Annotated in this window: 16 protein-coding genes; 7 read left to right on the top strand and 9 right to left on the bottom strand. The window is 71.7% G+C overall.

The window, feature by feature from the left end; genetic code table 11:
* The first annotated feature begins 289 nt into the window (after positions 1-289).
* From IE294_RS29870 to arr, 5 genes are all read left to right on the top strand, one after another.
* Positions 290-1,501 (top strand): ROK family transcriptional regulator, encoded by a 1,212-nt coding sequence (locus IE294_RS29870; RefSeq protein ID WP_189891198.1) that lies wholly within the window; start codon positions 290-292, stop codon positions 1,499-1,501.
* Between the two features lie 365 nt (positions 1,502-1,866).
* Positions 1,867-3,765 (top strand): alpha-galactosidase D, encoded by a 1,899-nt coding sequence (locus tag IE294_RS29865; RefSeq protein ID WP_189891196.1) that lies wholly within the window; start codon positions 1,867-1,869, stop codon positions 3,763-3,765.
* A gap of 110 nt (positions 3,766-3,875) precedes the next feature.
* The gene (locus tag IE294_RS29860) at positions 3,876-6,293 is read left to right on the top strand and encodes a glycosyl hydrolase family 95 catalytic domain-containing protein (RefSeq protein WP_189891194.1); all 2,418 of its coding nucleotides are present in this window, start codon (positions 3,876-3,878) and stop codon (positions 6,291-6,293) included.
* 297 nt (positions 6,294-6,590) lie between these two features.
* Positions 6,591-7,769, top strand: a complete 1,179-nt coding sequence (locus IE294_RS29855; protein WP_229917411.1) for an SGNH/GDSL hydrolase family protein — start codon at positions 6,591-6,593, stop codon at positions 7,767-7,769.
* 128 nt (positions 7,770-7,897) lie between these two features.
* Positions 7,898-8,326, top strand: a complete 429-nt coding sequence (arr, locus tag IE294_RS29850; RefSeq protein WP_189891190.1) for an NAD(+)--rifampin ADP-ribosyltransferase — start codon at positions 7,898-7,900, stop codon at positions 8,324-8,326.
* 64 nt (positions 8,327-8,390) lie between these two features.
* Here arr and IE294_RS29845 read toward each other — a convergent pair whose 3' ends face one another.
* A complete protein-coding gene (locus IE294_RS29845) occupies positions 8,391-9,092 on the bottom strand; it encodes a CBS domain-containing protein (protein ID WP_189891188.1) in 702 nt (233 codons plus the stop codon).
* Positions 9,093-9,469: 377 nt separating this feature from the next.
* Here IE294_RS29845 and IE294_RS29840 point away from each other — a divergent pair, with 377 nt between their 5' ends.
* Positions 9,470-9,937 carry a pyridoxamine 5'-phosphate oxidase family protein gene (locus IE294_RS29840; RefSeq protein WP_189891186.1) on the top strand — a complete coding sequence of 156 codons (468 nt, stop codon included), beginning with the start codon at positions 9,470-9,472 and terminating at the stop codon, positions 9,935-9,937.
* A 21-nt stretch (positions 9,938-9,958) separates the two neighbouring features.
* Here IE294_RS29840 and IE294_RS29835 read toward each other — a convergent pair whose 3' ends face one another.
* From IE294_RS29835 to IE294_RS29820, 4 genes are all read right to left on the bottom strand, one after another.
* Positions 9,959-11,032 carry a zinc-dependent alcohol dehydrogenase family protein gene (locus tag IE294_RS29835; RefSeq protein ID WP_189891185.1) on the bottom strand — a complete coding sequence of 358 codons (1,074 nt, stop codon included), beginning with the start codon at positions 11,030-11,032 and terminating at the stop codon, positions 9,959-9,961.
* Positions 11,033-11,115: 83 nt separating this feature from the next.
* Positions 11,116-12,051: a universal stress protein gene (locus IE294_RS29830; protein WP_189891183.1), complete on the bottom strand. Its 936-nt coding sequence runs from the start codon at positions 12,049-12,051 to the stop codon at positions 11,116-11,118.
* 26 nt (positions 12,052-12,077) lie between these two features.
* Positions 12,078-12,983: a universal stress protein gene (locus IE294_RS29825; protein ID WP_189891181.1), complete on the bottom strand. Its 906-nt coding sequence runs from the start codon at positions 12,981-12,983 to the stop codon at positions 12,078-12,080.
* 184 nt (positions 12,984-13,167) lie between these two features.
* Positions 13,168-13,611: a universal stress protein gene (locus IE294_RS29820; protein ID WP_189891179.1), complete on the bottom strand. Its 444-nt coding sequence runs from the start codon at positions 13,609-13,611 to the stop codon at positions 13,168-13,170.
* A 315-nt stretch (positions 13,612-13,926) separates the two neighbouring features.
* On the opposite strand from IE294_RS29820, the gene IE294_RS29815 reads away from it, so the two are divergent.
* Positions 13,927-14,139, top strand: a complete 213-nt coding sequence (locus tag IE294_RS29815) for a hypothetical protein (RefSeq protein WP_189891177.1) — start codon at positions 13,927-13,929, stop codon at positions 14,137-14,139.
* Positions 14,140-14,188: 49 nt separating this feature from the next.
* Here the strand turns inward: IE294_RS29815 and IE294_RS29810 are convergent, their stop codons facing one another.
* From IE294_RS29810 to IE294_RS29795, 4 genes are all read right to left on the bottom strand, one after another.
* Entirely contained in the window at positions 14,189-15,073 is an 885-nt protein-coding gene (locus IE294_RS29810) for a universal stress protein (protein WP_189891175.1), read from the bottom strand.
* 99 nt (positions 15,074-15,172) lie between these two features.
* The gene (locus IE294_RS29805; protein WP_189891173.1) at positions 15,173-15,433 is read right to left on the bottom strand and encodes an SHOCT domain-containing protein; all 261 of its coding nucleotides are present in this window, start codon (positions 15,431-15,433) and stop codon (positions 15,173-15,175) included.
* Between the two features lie 192 nt (positions 15,434-15,625).
* A complete protein-coding gene (locus IE294_RS29800; RefSeq protein ID WP_189891313.1) occupies positions 15,626-16,651 on the bottom strand; it encodes an alcohol dehydrogenase catalytic domain-containing protein in 1,026 nt (341 codons plus the stop codon).
* Positions 16,652-16,845: 194 nt separating this feature from the next.
* The gene (locus IE294_RS29795; RefSeq protein ID WP_189891171.1) at positions 16,846-19,230 is read right to left on the bottom strand and encodes a phosphoketolase family protein; all 2,385 of its coding nucleotides are present in this window, start codon (positions 19,228-19,230) and stop codon (positions 16,846-16,848) included.
* Positions 19,231-19,437 lie beyond the last annotated feature (207 nt).

The raw sequence follows: 19,437 nt of genomic DNA, 5'->3' as shown, positions 1-19,437 counted from the left end.
CTGCTCGAAGAAGCGGACAGGTCCGGCTGCGGCGGTCCATCGATCGGTCATCGTCACGTCGGACCGAATCAAAACCCTATAGGAATCGTCACGTCAGCGGCGGGCTCCGGGTTCTGCCGGGAACGGCCGAGATGCTGCCGCCGTCATCGGACCCGAGTCCTTCGATCCGCCGTCAGAATCCGTGTGCAGCATGCCGTTTCAGAGGTTCATCGCCCCTCCGGTAAGCACTTCTGAAGAAGTACGGTTTTTTCATTGACAGCGGAAAAGAGTCACGCCTAGGTTTCCGGCCATGCGCCCGACCTCCCCCCGTGAGTCGGTCCCCACGATGACTCCGGCCGCTTCCCTGGTCTTCACCACACTGCTCTCCCACGGCCCGCTCACCCGGGCCGAGGTCGCGCGGCGGACCAGCCTCTCCGCCGCCGCCGTCACCAAGGCGGTCCGTCCGCTGATGGAACTCGGCTATCTGGTCGAGGGGGTGGACGAAGAGGCGCCGCCCGCCGTGGGACGCCCGGCCAGCCTGGTGTGGGTGGACGGCGGGAAGGCGCTGTTCATCGGGCTCAAGGTGACGGGCGACGAGATCATCGCCGTACTGGCCGACCTGTGTTGTCGTATCCGGATGTCCCGGCACGTACACCTCACGGGCCGCGAGCCGGAGGCGGTACTCCCCGCGATCATCGCGCTGGTACAGGAGTTGCTCACCGAAGCCGTCGGATTCGGCGTGCGGGTGCGGGGGCTGGGCATCGCGATCTCGGGGGACGTGGACCGGGCCGAGGGGGTGGTCCGTTACTCGCCCTTCCTGGAGTGGCGGGACGTGCCGCTCGCCGAACTCACCGCCGCCGCGACCGGGTTGCCGGTCACGGTCGACAACGACGTGCGGGCGCTCACGGTCGCCGAGCACTGGTTCGGGGCCGGAGTCGGACTCTCGCACTTCGCCCTGGTGACCGTGGGCGCCGGCATCGGCTGTGGCCTGGTGGTGCACGGACGGGTGGTGTCGGGCGCGCACGGCGTGGCCGGCGAGATCGGGCATCTGTCCCTCGACCCGCTCGGCCCGCGGTGCCACTGCGGCAACCGGGGATGCGTGGAGGCGATCGCGGCGGACCCCGCGATCGTCCGCGCGGTGCGCGCGGCCACCGGCAAGCAGGTGACCGACACCGCCGAGGCGCTGGATCTGGCCCACCGGGAGGACCCCGGTGCCCGAGCGGTCTACGCACGGGCCGGCGAGGCCATCGGCAAGGCGATCGGCTCCCTGGTGAACATCCTCGGTCCCGAGCGGGTGATCATCTCCGGGGAGGGCCTGGCCGCCTACGACCTCTTCGCCGAGGGCATCCGGAACGCGTTCGCCGCGTCCGCCTTCGGTACCGCCGCACGCTGTGACGTGGTGACACGTCCGCTCCCCTTCGAGGAGTGGGCCCGCGGGGCCGCGGCCACCGCGATCCAGTCCTTCATGGGATCGGACACGTACGAGGAGCAGACCATGACGCTGCACAGCCGCGGTCCGTAGGCCGCCGACGCGTCCCGCCGCCGGACGGCCCCCAGGCGCTGTCCGGCGCCGGGGCCGCCACGAGCCCGGCGCCGCCCGCACCCGCCGACGGCGGCGCGCGGCCCGACGCGAAGACGGTTCCCCTCCCCACGTTCGTCGGGTCAGGTGCGCCCATGACCGCGACCCCCTGCTCTCCTGGTGCGCCGCACGCCACGGCGACGGCGCACCAGCGGGCTCCATCGGCTCGGGCACGGACCGAGCCGCCGTTCCGACGCCCTGGCGGCCGGCCGCTCGGCCGCCTCCCCGGCGTCCCGCCCGGTACCGCACCCGTCCCCCACCGGGTACCACCGCACGATTCCGCTCACCCCACCCCCAGGAGGCGACCCATGCGGTCATCCCCGTCCACAGCCCTGCGCGGAACCCGCCCCGGCTTCCCGCGCCGTACCCTCAGAGCGACGCTGGTGCTGGCCGTCACGGCCGGACTCGCCACAGCGGTCCCGGCCGTCGACCAGGCCATGGCCGCCACCGCCAAGTCCACGGCCAAGTCCACGGCCACGGCCACGGCCACGGCCGCCGATTCCGCTTCGACGACGGCCGATGCCACGTCCGGTCTCGCGGCCAAGCCCTACATGGGCTGGTCGAGCTGGAGCATGCAGTCCTCCCAGTACCCGGGGCTGAATCCGGACGGCAGCTACAGCTACCTCACCGAGGCCAACGTGCTGAAGCAGGCGGACGCCTTGGCCGCCACGCTGAAGAAGTACGGCTACGAGTACGTCAACATCGACGCCGGCTGGTGGATGGACCAGAACTGGACGTCCGAGTTCGACCAGTACGGCCGGCAGACGCCCGACCCGGTCCGGTTCCCGCACGGGATGAAGTCCGTCGCCGACCACATCCACGCCAAGGGCCTCAAGGCCGGCATCTACCTGCCCGTCGGCCTGGAGAAGGGGGCGTACGGCGAGGGCAAGGTGCCGATCCGCAACGCCCCCGGCTGCACCACCGCGGACGTGGTCTACCCCGACCTGCGCACCACCAACGGCTGGGACAGCGCCTACAAGCTGGACTTCGACAACCCCTGCGCGCAGAAGTACATCGACTCGCAGGCACAGATGCTCGCGGACTGGGGCTACGACTTCCTGAAGCTCGACGGCGTGGGTCCCGGCTCGTTCAAGTCCGGAGACAACTACGACAACGTCCCGGACGTCGCCGCCTGGCACAAGGCCATCGGTGACACCGGACGCCCGATGCACCTGGAACTGTCCTGGTCGCTCGACATCGGCCACGCCGCCGACTGGAAGAAGTACTCCAACGGCTGGCGCATCGACACCGATGTGGAGTGCTACTGCAAGACCCTGGTCACCTGGGAGAACTCGGTCAACGACCGGTGGAACGACGCCCCCGCCTGGAGCGGCAAGGCAGGCCCGGGAGGCTGGAACGATCTCGACGCGATCGACGTCGGCAACGGGGAGATGGACGGCCTCACCCCTGCCGAGCGGCAGAGCTACATGACCCTGTGGGCCATCAACAAGTCGCCCCTGTACACCGGGGACGACCTCACCAGACTGGACGACTACGGCCTCTCCCTGCTGACCAACCAGGAGGTCATCGCCGTCGACCAGAGCGACTCGCCGGTGGCACGCCCGGTCACGCCGATGGGCGACCAGCAGGTCTGGGGGACCAGGAACGCGGACGGCAGCTACACCGTCGCCCTGTTCAACCTCGGCGACTCCTCGGCCTCCGTCACCGCTGACTGGGCGTCGTTCGGCTTCACCGGCGCGGCCTCCGTACGCGACCTGTGGAGGCACCAGAACCTCGGGACGTACAAGAACAGGATCAGCGCGACGCTGCCCGCGCACGGCTCACGGCTGTTCACCGTCAAGCCGGGCGGCACCTCGCCGGCGACCATCCGCTACGAGGCCGAGTCCGGGAACAACACCCTGACCGGCAACGCCTCCCTCGCCTCGTGCGACTCCTGCTCCGGCGGCAAGAAGGTCGGCAACCTCTACCTCGACAGCAGGTTGCAGTTCAACGACATCACGGTGAAGAAGGACGGCATCTACACCATCAACGTCGGCTACGTCAGCGGTGACCCCCGGTCGGTGACCGTCTACTCCAACAGCGGCAACGGCACCCGTCTGAAGTTCCCCTCCACGGGTGACTGGAGCACGGTCCAGACCGTCAGCGTCCAGCTGGCCCTGAAGGCGGGCTCCAACAGCATCACGTTCGACAGCGGCTGGGACTACTCCCCCGACATCGACAGGGTCGACGTCCCCAAGACCGCCTGACGCACAGGTGGGCCCGGTGACCGTTCCGGGCCCACCGCCTCGCACCACACCCGACGGCCCCGCATCCGTCGTTCCCGCATGCGCCGTTCCCCGGACATGGAGTGCACCACGTGGACACCCAGCACACCGATTCGCGCGAAAACCGTCCCAGCCGCAGAGGCTTCCTCTCCCTCGCCGCCACCGCCGGCATGGCCGCCGCGCTCGGCGGTCTGCCGAGCTTCACCGCGTCGGCGGCCCCTTCCCGCCCCACCTCCTCACCCATGCTGTCCGCCGCCGCCGCCACGAAGAACCAACTGTGGTGGCGGGCCCCTGGCTCCTCCACCTCGATGATCCAGCAGGGCCTGCCGGTCGGGAACGGGCGCCTCGGAGCGCTCGTGAGCAACGACCCCTCCAGCGAACTGCTGACGATCACCGACGCCACCCTGTGGACCGGTGGCGCCAACGACACCCTCCAGGACGACGGCCAGTTCCCCTACGGACGGGACGACTTCGGCTCCCTGACCCTGCTGGCCGAGCTCACGGTCGACATCCCCGGTCACGACCTGGGCTCCGTCGACAACTACCGCCGCACCCTGGACCTGGCCCAGGGTTTCGTCAGCGCGTCCTACGACCTGTCCGGCGTCACCTACCAGCGGCAGATCTTCGCCAGCCGCCCCGACGACGTCATCGTCGTGTACTTCTCCCAGCTCGGCGGCGGCACCTACACCGGCACCGTCACACTGGCCGGCACCCACGGCGAGCGCACCACCGCGGCCGGCCCGGAGCGCTACGCCTCGTTCGGGGCCTCCCTCGCCAACGGCCTGAAGTACGGCGCCGCCGTCACGGCGACCAGCAGCACCGGCACGGTGACCGTCAGCGGTACGTCCATCTCGTTCCGCGGCTGCCAGGACCTCACCGTCGTGGTCAGCGGCGGCACGAACTACGCGCCCGACGCGGCGAGCGGGTTCCGCGACCCGGCCCTGGACCCGGAGCGTCTGGCGCGCACCAAGGTCAAGGACGCGGCCGGCCACTCCGCGAGCACCCTGCTGCACACCCACGTCGCGGACTTCCGCCCGGTGTTCGAGCAACTGGCCGTCGACCTCGGCACCTCGTCCACCGCACAGCGCAAGCTGGACACCTGGCAACGGATACAGGCCCGCTACCGGGACAACGTCCCGGACCCGGAACTGGAGGCGGCCTACCTCCAGTACGGGCGCTACCTGATGATCTCGGGGTCACGGGGCGTGCTGCCGATGGGTCTCCAGGGCCCGTGGCTGGACGGCAACGACCCGGACTGGATGGGCGACTACCACACCGACATCAATGTCCAGATGAACTACTGGCTGGCCGATCGCGCCGGTCTGTCGGACTGCTTCGACACCTTCACGGACTACTGCCTCGCGCAACTGCCCTCGTGGACGGACGTCACGCGGCGGCTCTTCAACAGTCCGACCAACAGGTACCGCAACTCCAGCGGGAAGATAGCCGGCTGGACCGTGGCCATCTCCACCAACCCCTACGGCGGAGGCGGCTGGTGGTGGCACCCGGCCGGCAACGCCTGGCTCTGCCAGAACCTGTTCGAACACTACGAGTACACCCAGGACCGCGCCCACCTGGAGAAGATCTACCCCCTGCTCAAGGGCGCCGTGGAGTTCTGGGAGGCCCGCCTCATCACCACGACCGTCACCGACGCCTCCGGCTCCTCACGCGAGGTCCTCATCGCCGACAGCGACTGGTCCCCCGAGCAGGGCCCGCTCGACGCCAAGGGCATCACCTACGCCCAGGAACTGGTGTGGAACCTCTTCGGCGACTACCGCACCGCGACCCGGGTGCTCGGCAGGGACACCTCCTACGCCGACACCGTCGACGGACTGCGCCAACGCCTGTACCTGCCCGTGGTCAGCCCGAAGACCGGCTGGCTGGAGGAGTGGATGTCGCCCGACGACCTGGGCGAGACCACGCACCGGCACCTGTCCCCGCTCGTCGGTCTCTTCCCGGGCGACCGGATCCGCCCGGACGAGTCCACCCCGAAGGACATCCTCGCCGGCGCGACCGCCCTGCTGACCGCGCGCGGCATGAACAGCTACGGCTGGGCCAACGCCTGGCGCAGCCTGTGCTGGGCCCGGCTGAAGAACGCGGAGAAGGCCTACCAACTCGTCGTCAACAACCTGAAGCCGTCGGCGGGTGGCAGCAACGGCACCGCGCCGAACCTCTTCGACATCATGGACATGGGGCAGGGCCGCGGCATCTTCCAGATCGACGCGAACTTCGGCACGCCCTCCGCGATGATCGAGATGCTGGTCTACTCGCGGCCGGGCCACGTGGAGTTGCTGCCCGCACTGCCCGCCGCGTGGGCGGCGTCCGGCTCGGTGTCCGGAGTCGGCGTGCGGGGCGGCTTCGTCGCCGACCTCAAGTGGAAGAACGGCAAGGTCACCCAGGTGACGTTGAAGAGCGTCGGCGGTCGTGACACGACCGTGTTCGCGGGCGGCACTTCGCGGAGGGTCAGCCTCAAGCCGGGTGGATCCGTCACGTTGAGCAACCTCGGCTGAGGTCACGCTGGGCGAGCCCGGCTGAGGCCGGTGCCGCACCCCACGAACACCCCGAGCCAACCCCCGATGACCCGTCATCAGCGGGCCGCCCCGCCGTGCGGAATCCGTCCGTCTTCGGCGGGGGCGGGACCGGGCCGGACTCCCCGCGGAGCCGGCCCGCCGCGGATGACGCGGAGAGTGGAGAGAACAACGATGTCCCCGGAAAAGGAAGGCACGGCGGCGGATCGCCGACCGCGTCGCAGATCCCTGCTGTCCGTGTTCGGCGCCGTGACCGGGATGATCCTCACGGTCGTTCCGTTGAGCACCGCGCATGCGGCGAGCGCCGCCACATCGTCCTCACAGAGCAAGGGCACCCGGGTCAGCGCCTGGTCGCCCAGCATGACGACCGGCGGCCCGTCCTTCGACAACCAGACCATACGGATGGTGGTGCACAGCAGCGTCGCGGGTTCGGGCGTACGCATCACCCTGTCGAACCGCTACAGCACCACGCCGCTCGATGTCAGCACCGTCGACGTGGCCGTGCAGGCGAGCGGCGGGGAGGCGACGCGCGGCACCACCCGGAACGTCACCTTCGGCAGCTCGCGCCACGTCACGATCCCCGTCGGCGAAGAGGTGGTCAGCGACGTCGTCCCGATCTCGGTCGGTGCCGGCGAGAACCTGCTCGTCAGCCTCTACGTCCCCGGCGCGACGGGGATGTCGACCTGGCACTCCGACGCGTTCGACACCACGTACATAGCCTCCGGCAACCACGCCGGTGACGACAGCGCCGCCGCGTTCGGCACCACCACGACCTCCTGGTACTACCTGGCGGGGATGGACGTCCTGTCACCGTCCGCGAGGGGCACCGTCGTCGCCTTCGGCGACTCCATCACGGACGGCTACCACTCCTCGACCGGCACCTACACCCGGTGGCCCGACTTCCTCGGACGCCGGCTGGGCTCCGGACCGGGGCCGCAGAAACTGAGTGTCGTCGACGCCGGTATCGGCGGCAATCGCGTTCTCACCGACGTCCCGAACCTGTGGCAGGGGGTCAGCGCTCTCAAGCGCTTCGGCCACGACGCCCTCGGCCAGCAAGGCGTCAAGGACGTCATCCTCTTCGAAGGCATCAACGACATCGGCAACAACGCGGGCCCCGACGGCCGGCCACTGACCGCGCAGGACCTGATCGACGGCTACCGCACCCTGATCGACGAGGCACACGCCGCCCACGTCGACATCATCGGCGCGACGCTGATGCCCGACCAGGGGAACGGGTACTACACGCCCGACGCCGAGAAGATCCGCCAGAGCGTCAACCAGTGGATCCGCACCAGCGGTGCCTTCGACGGGGTCATCGACTTCGACCAGGCCATGCGTGACCCCGCGAACCCGGCGGCGCTCAACCCGGCCTACGACTCGGGCGACCACATCCACCCCGACGACGAGGGGATGAAGGCGATGGCCGACGCGATCGACCTGCGGCTCCTGCGCTCCTGACACGGGTGGGTGCCGCTCGCGGAGGAGGACACCGGATCCTCGTCTCAGGTGGGCCGGCTTGGTCCTGATGGACGGGCAGGAGGACGTGGTTCCCTGTTCTCCCGAGCCCAGGCCCCGAGGAGCAGCCCATGACCAGCGCGCCCGTCCCCTTCCAGGTGTACGAGGCAGGAACCTACCTGCACGGTACGAAGGCGGCCCTTGTACCCGGGGATCTGCTGATCCCCGGGTACGCGTCCAACTTCGAGGAAGGGCGCACCTCCCGGCACGTCTACGTGTCCGAGACCCTGGATGCCGCCGCCTGGGGCGCCGAACTCGCAGCCGGCGACGGGCCGGGGCGGATCTACGTGGTGGAGCCGACCGGCGATCTGGAGGACGATCCCAACGTCACCGACCGGAAGTTCCCGGGCAACCCCACCCGCTCCTATCGCACCCGCGAGCCCGTGCGCGTCGTGTCGGAGCTCAAGGACTGGGTCGGGCACTCCCCCGAGCAGATCGAGGCCATGGTCAACGGGCTGGCCGACCTTCGCCGCCGCGGCACCGCCACGATCCTGGACTGACCAGGGCCGCCCGAACCCCGCAAGCCGTGTCACCGGTCCGGGCCTCCTCCCGCGCGGCGCCCCGTCAGGCGGAAGCCGGCCGCTGCGGATCCGGCAGGTCCGGATCGAGGTCCGGGTGGCGGGGTGGGCCGCTCAGCGCGCACCGTACGTCCACCACACCGGCCACGGTCCGTGCCAGGGCGCCGGCCAGGGGAACGAGTGCCGTCTCGGGGGTCCTGCCGGTGAGAGTGACCACACCGTCGCGCACCTCGACCCGGACCGCCTCCGCGTACGGGCCGAAGTGCCGTGCGACGACCTCGCGCCGGACGTCCTCGGCGATGCCCTGGTCGTCCCGCAGGAAGACCTCCAGCAGGTCGGACCGGCTGACGATGCCCTTCAGCATGCCCGCGTGGTCGACGACCGGCAGCCGCTTGACCTTGCCCCGCGCCATGATGCGCGCCGCCTGGGCGAGGCCGGCGTCGGGCGGCACCGTGACGGCCGGGGCGGTCATCAGCTCCCCCGCGGTCGCCGCGTCCGCCTTGCGGAACCCGGTGAGGTCCCGGGCCCGCCCGTACCAGCCGAGGCCGCCCCCGCCGTACTCCTGCTTGCGCAGCAGATCGGCCTCGGAGACCACGCCGACGACACGTCCGGCGTCGTCCAGCACGGGGAGGGCGCTGACCCGCCACTCCCGCATGGTCCGCACGATGTCCTTGAACGCAGCCCCCGTGCGCAGGGCCACGACCCTGCGCGTCATCACGTCGCTCACGACGCTGGGAATACCGGTCATGGCGTCCTCCAGGGGCCGAGTACCGGTCTGCGACATCTCCAGGCTGCGGTGACGCGGCCTTCCGGGGCATGGGCCGAACGGCCCGTCCGGGGGGACCTTCGTCCGCTCGCCCCGGGGATCGCCGGTCCGACCCGCTCGGCTGCCGGTGCCGCCAGGACCTGTCCCCGGCGTCGAAGCGAGTGCCCGCAGGTGCGAGGGACGTCCGACCCCTGTCCGAGAGCCGACCGGCACTGGAGAGGAGGCATCTGGTGGACGACCGTGAGAACAGGAACGGCACCGGTCCCCCGCGCCGCCGATCCGCCCGTACCGCACCCCGGCACCCACCGGCCGGCCCGAAGTCGGCGGGAAGCCGGTCGCCCGTCCAGGAGAAGCAGGCCATGACCCGTGATCACGCCCCCGTGCACCGACGCGTCGACCTCGGCCCCGCCGAGGCGCTGCGGCTGCTGGGCAGCGTGTCGCTGGGAAGGCTCGTCTTCACCCGGCACGCCCTGCCCACGGTCCGTCCGGTCGACCACGTCCTGGACGACGGGGACATCGTCATCCGCACCCACGAGGGCACGGCCCTGACATCCCACGCCGAGGGGGCGGCCGGTCCGGGCGTGGTCGTCGCCTACGAGGCCGACGTCATCGACCCGGACACCCACCTCGGCTGGAGCGTGGTCGTCACGGGGTACGCCCGCCTGGTGACCGATCCGGCGGAACTGGCCCGTATCCGGGCGATGTTGCGGCCCTGGGCACCCGCGGACGGCCTGGACCAGGCGGTCCGCATCCACCCCGAGCTGGTCGCGGGTGTCCGCCTGACGGACCTGACGGGGCAGGGCGGGACGGTGACGGCACTCGGCTGACGACTGTCGCGCACGGCGCGGTCACGGGGGTGTGGGTACGGCCACCTGCGCGTGCTGCTCCACGCCGAGCACCACCTTCAGCGCACCGGTCTCGCCGGCCCGGGAGAAGACGTCGTACGCCTCTTCCATGTGGTGCAACGGGAAGGTGTGGGTGACGAGTTGCCCGGTCGGCAGCCGGCCGGCGGCGGCCATCCGCAGCAGGGTGGGGGTGGAGTAGGTGTCCACCAGGCCGGTCGTGATCGTCACGTTCTTGCTCCACAGGTCTTCGAGGTGCAGCGTGGCCGGCCTGCCGTGCACGCCGACATTGGCCACGTGCCCGCCGGGGCGGACCATCCGGGTGCACATCTCGAAGCTCTCCGGCACGCCGACCGCTTCGATCACCACGTCCGCGCCGAGGCCGTCGGTCAGGTCGGCGACCAGCTGGCCGGGAGCCTCGTGGACGTCGGCGATCGCGTCGGCGCCCAGCCGATGGGCTGCTTCCAGCCTGGCCGGGGTCAGGTCGACGGCGATGATCCGCTCCGGTGCGAAGAGGCGTGCCGTGGCGATGGCCGCGAGTCCGATGGGACCGGCGCCGACGATGGCCACGGTGTCGCCGGGGCGCACGTGTCCGTTGAGAACGCCGACCTCGTAGGCGGTCGGGAAGATGTCGGCGAGCAGGACGGCGTCCTCGCCGCGCACGGTGGCGGACAGCGCGTGGACGGACAGGTCGGCGTGGGGCACCCGGACGTACTCGGCCTGGGTGCCGTCCACGAGGTGGCCGAGGATCCAGCCTCCGCCGCCCCGGCACTGGCCGTAGGCGCTCTCCCGGCAGAACCGGCACCGGCCGCACGAGGTGATGCAGGAGACCAGCACCCGGTCCCCGGGGCGCACGGTGCGCACGTCACTGCCGGTCTCGACGATCTCGCCGACCGCCTCGTGGCCGAGCACGGTCCCCGGACGGACCTCGGGGACGTCGCCCTTGAGGATGTGCAGGTCCGTGCCGCAGATGGTCACCGCGCCGACCTTCACGATCGCGTCGGTGGGTTCCTTGACGGCCGGGTCCGGGACGTCCTGCCAGGACGCCTGTCCGGGACCGTGGAAGACGAAGGCTTTCATGACGCTCCTCACCCCGGTTCGGTCTTCGGGCTGTGCTGTGTCCGTGGGGCCGCGCTCGGCCGACCGGCCCGTCCGCTCGGGGGTCAGGCCGGCTCGGGTACGACCGCCACCGGGCAGGCGGCGTGGTGGAGCACACCGTGGACGACACGGTCCGGTCGGAGCCCGTGGTGGCCTCGGCGGCGCCGGGCTCCGACGACGAGCAGGTCGGCTTCGCGGGAGACGGCCGGCAGGGCGTCGCGTGCGTGTCCCTCGACCGTACGTCGTCGTACCCGCAGGCCGGACGGGACGTCCCGCAGGGCGTCCGCGATCGTCTCGGCGGCCTGCCGTTCTCGCGGGTGGGCCGGTTCGCCGACGAGCTGGGGGTACCCCCGGTCGAAGTCCGGGGGACGATGCGCACGGGGCTCGTGCAGGGGACGGCGCCAGGCCCGGACGGCTTCCAGCGGGACCCCGCGCAGCACGGCCTCCTCGATCGCGAACCTCACCGCCGCCGAGCCCGCCGGTTCCGCACCGACTCCGAGGACGACGCGACCGCGTGCCGCCGAGCGCGCCTGGTCGCCGTCGCTTCCGCGCAGCACGATCACCGGGCAGTGCGCGTGCCCGGCCACCGCGGCGCTGACCGATCCGAGGAGTGACTCGGTCACGCCGCAGCGACCGCGGCAGCCCAGCACCAGGGCCAGAGCGCTGCTGCTCTCGTGTATCAGGCCGTACTCCGGTTCCTCGGGCAGTACATCGGTGGTGACCTTGAGGCCGGGCCGCCGACGACGGGCCCGCCGTTCGGCGGCCCCGACGATCTCCTCGGCCATCATCTCCTCCGACGGCTCACCGGACTCCTGGGCCGGGACCGCGCCCTCGTAGCGCTCCCAGAGCGAGGCGTACACGAGCCGGAGCGACGCCCCGCGCAGGACCGCCTCGTCGGCGGCCCAGTCCACGGCCCGCATACTCGGCTCCGAACCGTCGACGCCGACGACCAGGGGCAGATCCAGAGGCTTCCCATGGGCCTGTGCGACTGCTGCGCTCATGGCTTCTCCTCCTGCGGAGTGGTCGGTCACGTGTGCGCGACGACCGCGACGGGGGCGGCGACGTGGTGCAGCGCGCTGTGGGTGACATGGCCGATGTGCGCACCGAACGAGTGCGGGCGGACGCGCCGTCCGACGACCACCAGGGAGGCGTCACGGGAGTCGTTGACGAGGACCTGTGGAGCGCTGCCGCACCGGCTCGTTTCGATCACCTCGACGTCCGGGAACTTCTGCCGCCAGGGGCGCAGCACCTTGCCGAGGAGGGTGGCTTGCCCGCGTTCGAGCGAGTTGTGGAGCCTGGCGTCACCGGAGAAGCCGTGGAACGAGGCCGACGGCCCGGACCAGGCGTGGACGGCCCGCAGGGCCGCCTTCCGGCGGGCGGCGGCGTCGAAGGCGAAGTCCAGCAGCGCGTCGTCCGGGTGGTCGAGGTCGAGGCCGAGCACCACGGGCCGGAAGGGCGCCGCGGCGGACGGTACGCCCGACGGGTCCATCCCGTGCTCGTCGGCGGCCTGCTCCCCCGCCCGCACCAGCACGACCGGGCGTTCGGCGCGGGCCACGACGCCCAGGCTCACCGAGCCGAGCACGAACCCGCCGAACCCGCCCACGCCCCGCGATCCCAGCACCAGCAGCTCGGCGTGGCCCGCCGCCTCGCCGAGGACATCGACCACGGTGCCGGTGAGCTGCTCGGTGATCACCTCGATGCCCGGGTGGCGCAGCCGGATGCCGTCCGCGGACTCGTCCGTCAGCTGCTGGGCCCGGCGCCGGTGACTCACCGGGTCCCGCAACGGCGTGCGGGCCACATGCCGGGGCCTCGGCCCCTGGACGTGCACGATCTTCAGCGGCAGGCGACGCAGCAGGGCTTCGCGCGCGGCCCACTCGACCGCGGCCCGGCTCTCGGGCGAGTCGTCGAGACCCACCGTGACGGTTCGCGACATGGTCTCCGCCTCCCGGGTGAGGGGTCCGACACCAGGGTGGCGCCGTGGGGCGCGCGCGATCAGGGGCCATACGGCCCCGTCCGGGACCGGCCGACCCCTTCGAGGCGGACGCCGAAGGGGCGGTCCGAGGCCGGGCGGTCCGGCTCCTTCCAGTGTGCCGGGCGGCCGGGCCCATGGGTCGTTCTCACTGCTGCGCGGAGCGCACGATCACCACCGGGCAGCTCGCGTGCTGCGAGACGTGCTGGCTGACGGAGCCCAGCAGGGCGCGCGCGAACCCGCCCCTGCCCCGGCTGCCCACGACCAGGGCCTCGGCTCCTTCGGCGGCTCGCAGCAGGACGTCGGCGGGGTTGCCGTGCACCACGTGGGTCCGCACGGAGCCGGCCGTGGCCGCGCCGAGCGCCTCGGTCAGCTCCCGGCTCATCTTCTGGCGTGTCTCGTCCTCGTCGACGTCCATGTCGACGGCGGGCCCCGACCAGCCGTACAGGCCCGGCAGCTCCCACACCGCGACCGCTTCCACGGTGCCGCCGACCAGGCCGGCGTACCGCACGGCCCAGCGCAGGGCGTCGTAGGAGGACTGCGACCCGTCGACACCGACCACCACCCGGCGCTCGGAGGCATCCCTGTCCATGCGTCCCACCTCTCCTTCGGTGTGTGTGCCCACCGGGCCGGTCCGCCCCTGTCCCCACGCTGCGGGACCCGTCGCCACACCGCCAGAGATGCGCATCCGGCGGCATGACGGACGGCTGTGCGCGGTCAGCGCGCGGCGCGGGGCGCAGCCGGTTCGACTCGCTCCCGCGGTTGTGCGATTCGGCCCCACCCGCGGGTACACGAGGAGGGATGCTGGGTGTGTGGCCGACGGCTGTCCGGGCAGCGGGGCGAGCCCGGCCGCCGGGAAGGGCCCGGCGTTCCCAACAGCATCCCGTACTCGCGAGGTGGAGGGCCGATGAGCCGACGCACTCAAGCTGACGCGCGGGCCGAGCGGACCTACCGCGGTCCGGCGCTGCCCTCGGCGAGGAAGACGCGGCGGCGCAAGGCGCCCCGGCCGGCCGGTTCCGGTCGGCTGAGCGCTCGTAGCGCCGACGGCGAGCGGATGCTGCTGCCCGGCGGCACGTGGCGGCGCGTCGAGACCATCAGGGTGCGAAGCCTGTTCGGGTGAGGCCGCAGGACCGCTCCCCACGGTGCGTTCGGAGCACACCGCTCCGCACTCACTGCCGTTCGGGCACGACCGCGACCGGGCACTGGGCATGGTGGAGGAGGGCATGGCCCACACGGCTGAGCTGGAGTCCGAAGTGCCCTTTTCCGCGTCGTGCCCCGATGATCACGAGGTCCGCGGCGGCCGACCGGTCCACGAGGATCTTGCCGGCCGGTCCCTCAGGGGCCGCCGGGCGCGTCCGGACGTGCGGGTACTCGTCGATCGCGGCCGTGAGCCGGGCGTCGACGACGGAGGAGGCGCTCTGCGCGGACGTCTCGACCGGTCCTTCGGCCTGTAGCCGGTCGCCGCTCCTGTCATGGGCGGGCCCGCGCCAGGCATGCACGACGTCGAGGACGCAGCCGCGCACCTCGGCCTCCCGGAAGGCGAAGCGCACGGCTTGCGCGCCGGTACCGGCTTCACCGAGGCCGAGCAGGATGCGCCCGTGCCCACCCGTCAGGCCCACCCGGTCACCCCGGACCACGACCGCCGGGCAGGGGGCTCGGGCCGCCACGGCCAGACCGACCGATCCGAGCAGCAGTCCCCTGAGCTCGCCGCGGCCACGCGAACCGGTCACCAGCGCGAAGGCCGCGCCGCCCTCGCGCAGGAGGGCCGCCGTCGCCTCCTCGGGAACGATGTCGGTGGTGATCTTCGCGTCCCGGTTGCGTCGTTCCGCCCGGTCGGCCGCCGCGGCCACGATGTGCTCGGCCAGCACCTGCTCCGAGGACTGTCCCGGACCCGCCGGGGGCAGGCCGGCCTCGTAGCGTACCCAGAGGGAGGCGTGGACCAGCCTGAGCGGGAGTCCGTGGCGGACGGCTTCGTCCACGGCCCAGTCGACCGCGACGAGGCTCGGCTCCGATCCGTCGACTCCCACCACCAGAGGGAGTGTCATCGTCCCCACCGCCTTCCCGGGGCCGCCTGTCGCGCCGTACACCGCAAGGGCGTCAGGCCCGGTCGGAAGTCCATCGGCCCCTTGCCGCTCGCCGTCCCCTTCGCCGGTTCAGGTCCGGGGCGGTCCGGCGTGCAGTGTGTTCAGACGGCGCCGGTAGTCGTCCTCGTCGATCTCCCCGCGGGCCAGCCGCTCACGGAGGATGTCCTCCGCCGAGGGTGGGGCCGGAAGGTGCCGGTGATCCTGCGGCCGGCGGAGGGCGCGGACGAGCAGCACGAGGACTGCGATGATCAGCGCCCAGAACAGGATCACGCCGGTCGACATCGCGAACCATCCCCATCCACCGACGCCGTGTCCGTACCAGAACACCATGGTCTCTCACCTGCTTCGGCCCTGCTCCGTGGCCGGATCGCCGGCGCGCCCGGCGACTCCTGCCCTCTCTCGCATCGTCCCGCCGCCGGTCCCCACCGTCTGGGGCCCAACGGCCCCGGACGGTGGGCCGGTACGCCCGTACGGGGGCGGGGCGGACCGCGGCCACCTGCGTCCCCCGGCTGCCGATGGCCCTCACCGGCGCAGCACGACTTTGAGCGCGCCCGTGCCGGTGCCGTGTGCGAAGACCTCGTAGGCGTCCTCCATGGCGTCGAGGCCGAAGGTGTGGGTGACCAACGGGGCGACGGCCAGTTGGCCGAACCTGAGCAACTCCAGCAGCCACGGTGTGGAGGACGTGTCCACCTGCCCCATGCTGATCGTCACGTTCTTGCGCCACAGGGACTCAAGGTGCAGTGTCGTCGGTCTGCCGTGCGTGCCGATGTTGGCGATGTGTCCTCCCGCCCGGACGGCGCGCGTGCACAGCAGGAAGCCGTCCGGATCACCGGACGCCTCGATGACCACGTCGGCTCCCGGCCCCTCGGACAGCTCGGTGATCATCTCTCCCGGCGATTCGGCGGCGTCCGCCCCCACCCGGGCAGCGGTTTCGAGCCGTGAGCCGGCCAGGTCGACGACGATGATCCTGTGGGGCGAGTAGAGCCGCGCGACGACGACCGAGGCGAGGCCGACGGGGCCGCCACCCACCACGATCACGGTGTCTCCCGGACCGACGTGTCCGTTGCGGACCCCGACCTCGTAGGCGGTCGGCAGCAGTTCGGCGAGCAGCACCGCGTCGTCCAGCGGGAGGTCGCAGGGCCGTCGGGTGGTGGAGTGATCGGCGAACGGCACGCGCACGAACTCGGCCTGGGTGCCGTCGATCAGGTTCCCCAGGAGCCATCCGCCGCCACCCCGGCACTGTCCGTACCGGCCGTCGTGGCACTCCCTGCAATCCCCGCAGGCCGACACGGACGACACGATCACCTGGTCGCCGGGGTGCAGGTGGTTGACCTGCCTGCCGGTCTCCACGACCTCGCCGACGGCCTCGTGGCCCAGCACGGTCCCCGGCTTCACCTCGGGGAAGTCGCCCTGCCGGATGTGCAGGTCGGTGCCGCACACGGTGGTCGCGTCGACGCGCACGACGGCGTCGGTCGCCTCCTCGATCACGGGGTCGGGCACGGTGTCCCAGGAGGTCTGCGCCGGGCCCTGGTAGACGAGCGCTCGCACCGGACTCACTTCCTCGCTCCCCCCTCTACACGGTCGCCCCCGTGACGCCGCCGGGCAACACGGCCCACGCGGCTCGGTCCGGCTCCACGCGGGGTGGACCGCATGCGCACCCGGATCAGCCGGCGGCACGCCGCTGACGTACGGGGAGAGCGCCGCGGCGATGCTTCGCCGGGGCGCTCTCCCCGGGAGGCGGTTCAGCCGTCCCATGTCCAGTCGGCGACCTCGGGCAGGTCCGTGCCGTGTTCCCGGATGTAAACGTGGTGGCGCTGGCGGGCGTCTTCCATCCGCTGGCGTACCCCGGCCGCGCGGACGGCGAGGCCGGGGACGCGGTCGACGACGTCCATGACCAGGCGGTAGCGGTCCAGGTCGTTGCGGACCACCATGTCGAAGGGGGTGGTCGTCGTGCCGATCTCCTTGTAGCCGCGCACGTGCAGGTGGCGGTGCCCGGTACGGCGGTAGGCCAGCCGGTGGATGAGCCAGGGGTAGCCGTGGTAGGCGAAGATCACCGGCCTGTCGGCCGTGAACACTCCGTCGTACTCGAAGTCGCTCATGCCGTGAGGGTGTTCCTCGCTGGGCAGCAGTCTGGCGATGTCGACCACGTTGACCACGCGCACGGCCAGGTCGGGCAGGTGGCGACGCAGCAGCTGGGCCGCGGCGAGGACCTCCTGCGTCGGCACGTCACCCGCGCACGCGAGCACCACGTCCGGTTCGCGCGTGCCGTCCTCACTGCCGGCCCACTCCCAGATGCCGGCGCCCCGGGCGCAGTGGACCTTCGCCTCCTCCATCGACAGCCAGTCGAAGCAGGGCTGCTTGCCCGCCACGATCACGTTGACGTAGTCGCGGCTGCGCAGGGCGTGGTCCGCCACGGACAGCAGTGTGTTCGCGTCCGGCGGGAAGTAGACCCGTACGGCCTCGGGGCTCTTGTTCAGGATGTGGTCCACGAAGCCGGGGTCCTGGTGGGAGAAGCCGTTGTGGTCCTGCCGCCACACATGGGAGGTGAGGAGGTAGTTCAGGGAGGCGACCGGAGCGCGCCAGGACAGGCGGCGGGTGGTGCGCAGCCACTTGATGTGCTGGTTGACCATCGAGTCCACGATGTGCACGAAGGCCTCGTAGCAGGAGAACAGCCCGTGCCGGCCCGTGAGGAGGTAGCCCTCCAGCCAGCCCTGGCAGGTGTGCTCGGAGAGGATCTCCATCACCCGGCCGTGCCGGTCGAGGTGCTCGTCCACGTCGAGGACGGCGGCCTGCCATGCCTTGCCGCTGGCCGCGTAGACGGCCTGGAGCCGGTTGGAGGCGGTCTCGTCGGGGCCGACGAGCCGGAAGTCCCGGCGGTCGGTCGTCGCCCGCATGACGTCTTCGAGCATGTCACCGAGGACACGCGTGGGTTCGTGCAGAGTGGCGCCGTGCTTGTCCACCTCGACGGCGTACTTCTCCAGGGGCGGAAGAGGCAGTTCCCGCAGGAGGAGGCCGCCGTTGGCGTGCGGTGTGGCGCCGAGCCGCCGGGCACCCTCCGGGACGCATGCCACGACGTGCGCGCGAGGGGCGCCGTGCTCGTCGAACAGTTCCTCGGGGCGGTAGGAGCGCAGCCACTGTTCCAGCTGCCTCAGGTGTTCCGGGTTGTCCCGCACGGCGGCCAGCGGCACCTGGTGCGCGCGCCAGGTGCCCTCGACCGGCAGTCCGTCCACCTCGGCGGGACCGGTCCAGCCCTTGGGCGTGCGCAGCACGATCACGGGCCAGCGGGGCCGGTCCGTGGCCCCGTTCTCGCGGGCGGCACGCTGGAAGCCGGCGATGCGGTCGAGCGCCTCGTCCATCGCCGCTGCCATCGCGCGATGGACGGCCGTCGGGTCGTCACCGGTGACATGGAGGGGGTCGTGGCCGTAGCCACGCAGGAGTTCGTCCAGTTCGGTTTCCGGGAGCCGGGCCAGCACCGTCGGGTTGGCGATCTTGTAGCCGTTCAGGTGCAGGATCGGCAGCACGGCGCCGTCGCGGACCGGGTCGAGGAACTTGTTGGAGTGCCAGGAGGCGGCCAGCGGACCGGTCTCCGCCTCCCCGTCGCCGATCACGCAGGCGACCAGCAGGTCCGGGTTGTCGAAGGCGGCGCCGTAGGCGTGTGACAGGGAGTAGCCGAGCTCACCGCCTTCGTGAAGGGAGCCGGGGGTCTCGGGGGCGACATGGCTGGGCACCCCGCCCGGGAAGGAGAACTGCCTGAACAGCCGGGCCATACCGGCCGCGTCCCGGGTGATGTCCGGGTAGGTCTCGGTGTACGACCCCTCCAGCCAGGAGTTGGCGAGGACGGCCGGGCCGCCGTGTCCGGGCCCCCAGACGCACAGCGCGTCCAGGCCGCGGGCCTTGATGACGCGGTTGAGGTGGGTGTGCACCAGGTTCAGGCCGGGTGAGGTGCCCCAGTGACCGAGCAGCCGCGGTTTGACGTGCTCGGGCTGGAGCGGCTCGCTCAGCAGGGGGTTGGCCATGAGGTAGATCTGGCCGACGGAGAGGTAGTTAGCGGCGCGCCAGTGGGCGTCCAGGGAGGTGAGCTCCTCGTCCGAGAGTTCGGCGGGCGCCGTGTGCGTGTCGACGGACATCCGGATCCCTTTCGTGTCGGGACGGCGTTCGGGGGCTTCATGCGTCTCGGCCTCTGCACGACCACCTTCCATCGACGCCCCGGGTTCCCGACAGGGCCGTTCGGGCCACCGGCCGCGCGGCGGACGGTCCCGCAGGACCTGACTGCCTCGGCCGGCACCCGATCGGACCACCCGTCCGGCCGGTCGGCGGTGCGAACGCCTTCCCGG

The organism is Streptomyces canarius, from assembly GCF_014650735.1.
Lineage (GTDB): Bacteria > Actinomycetota > Actinomycetes > Streptomycetales > Streptomycetaceae > Streptomyces > Streptomyces olivaceoviridis.
The sequence above is the reverse complement of the archived record's forward strand: the minus strand, read 5'-3'. Positions and strand labels throughout refer to the sequence as shown.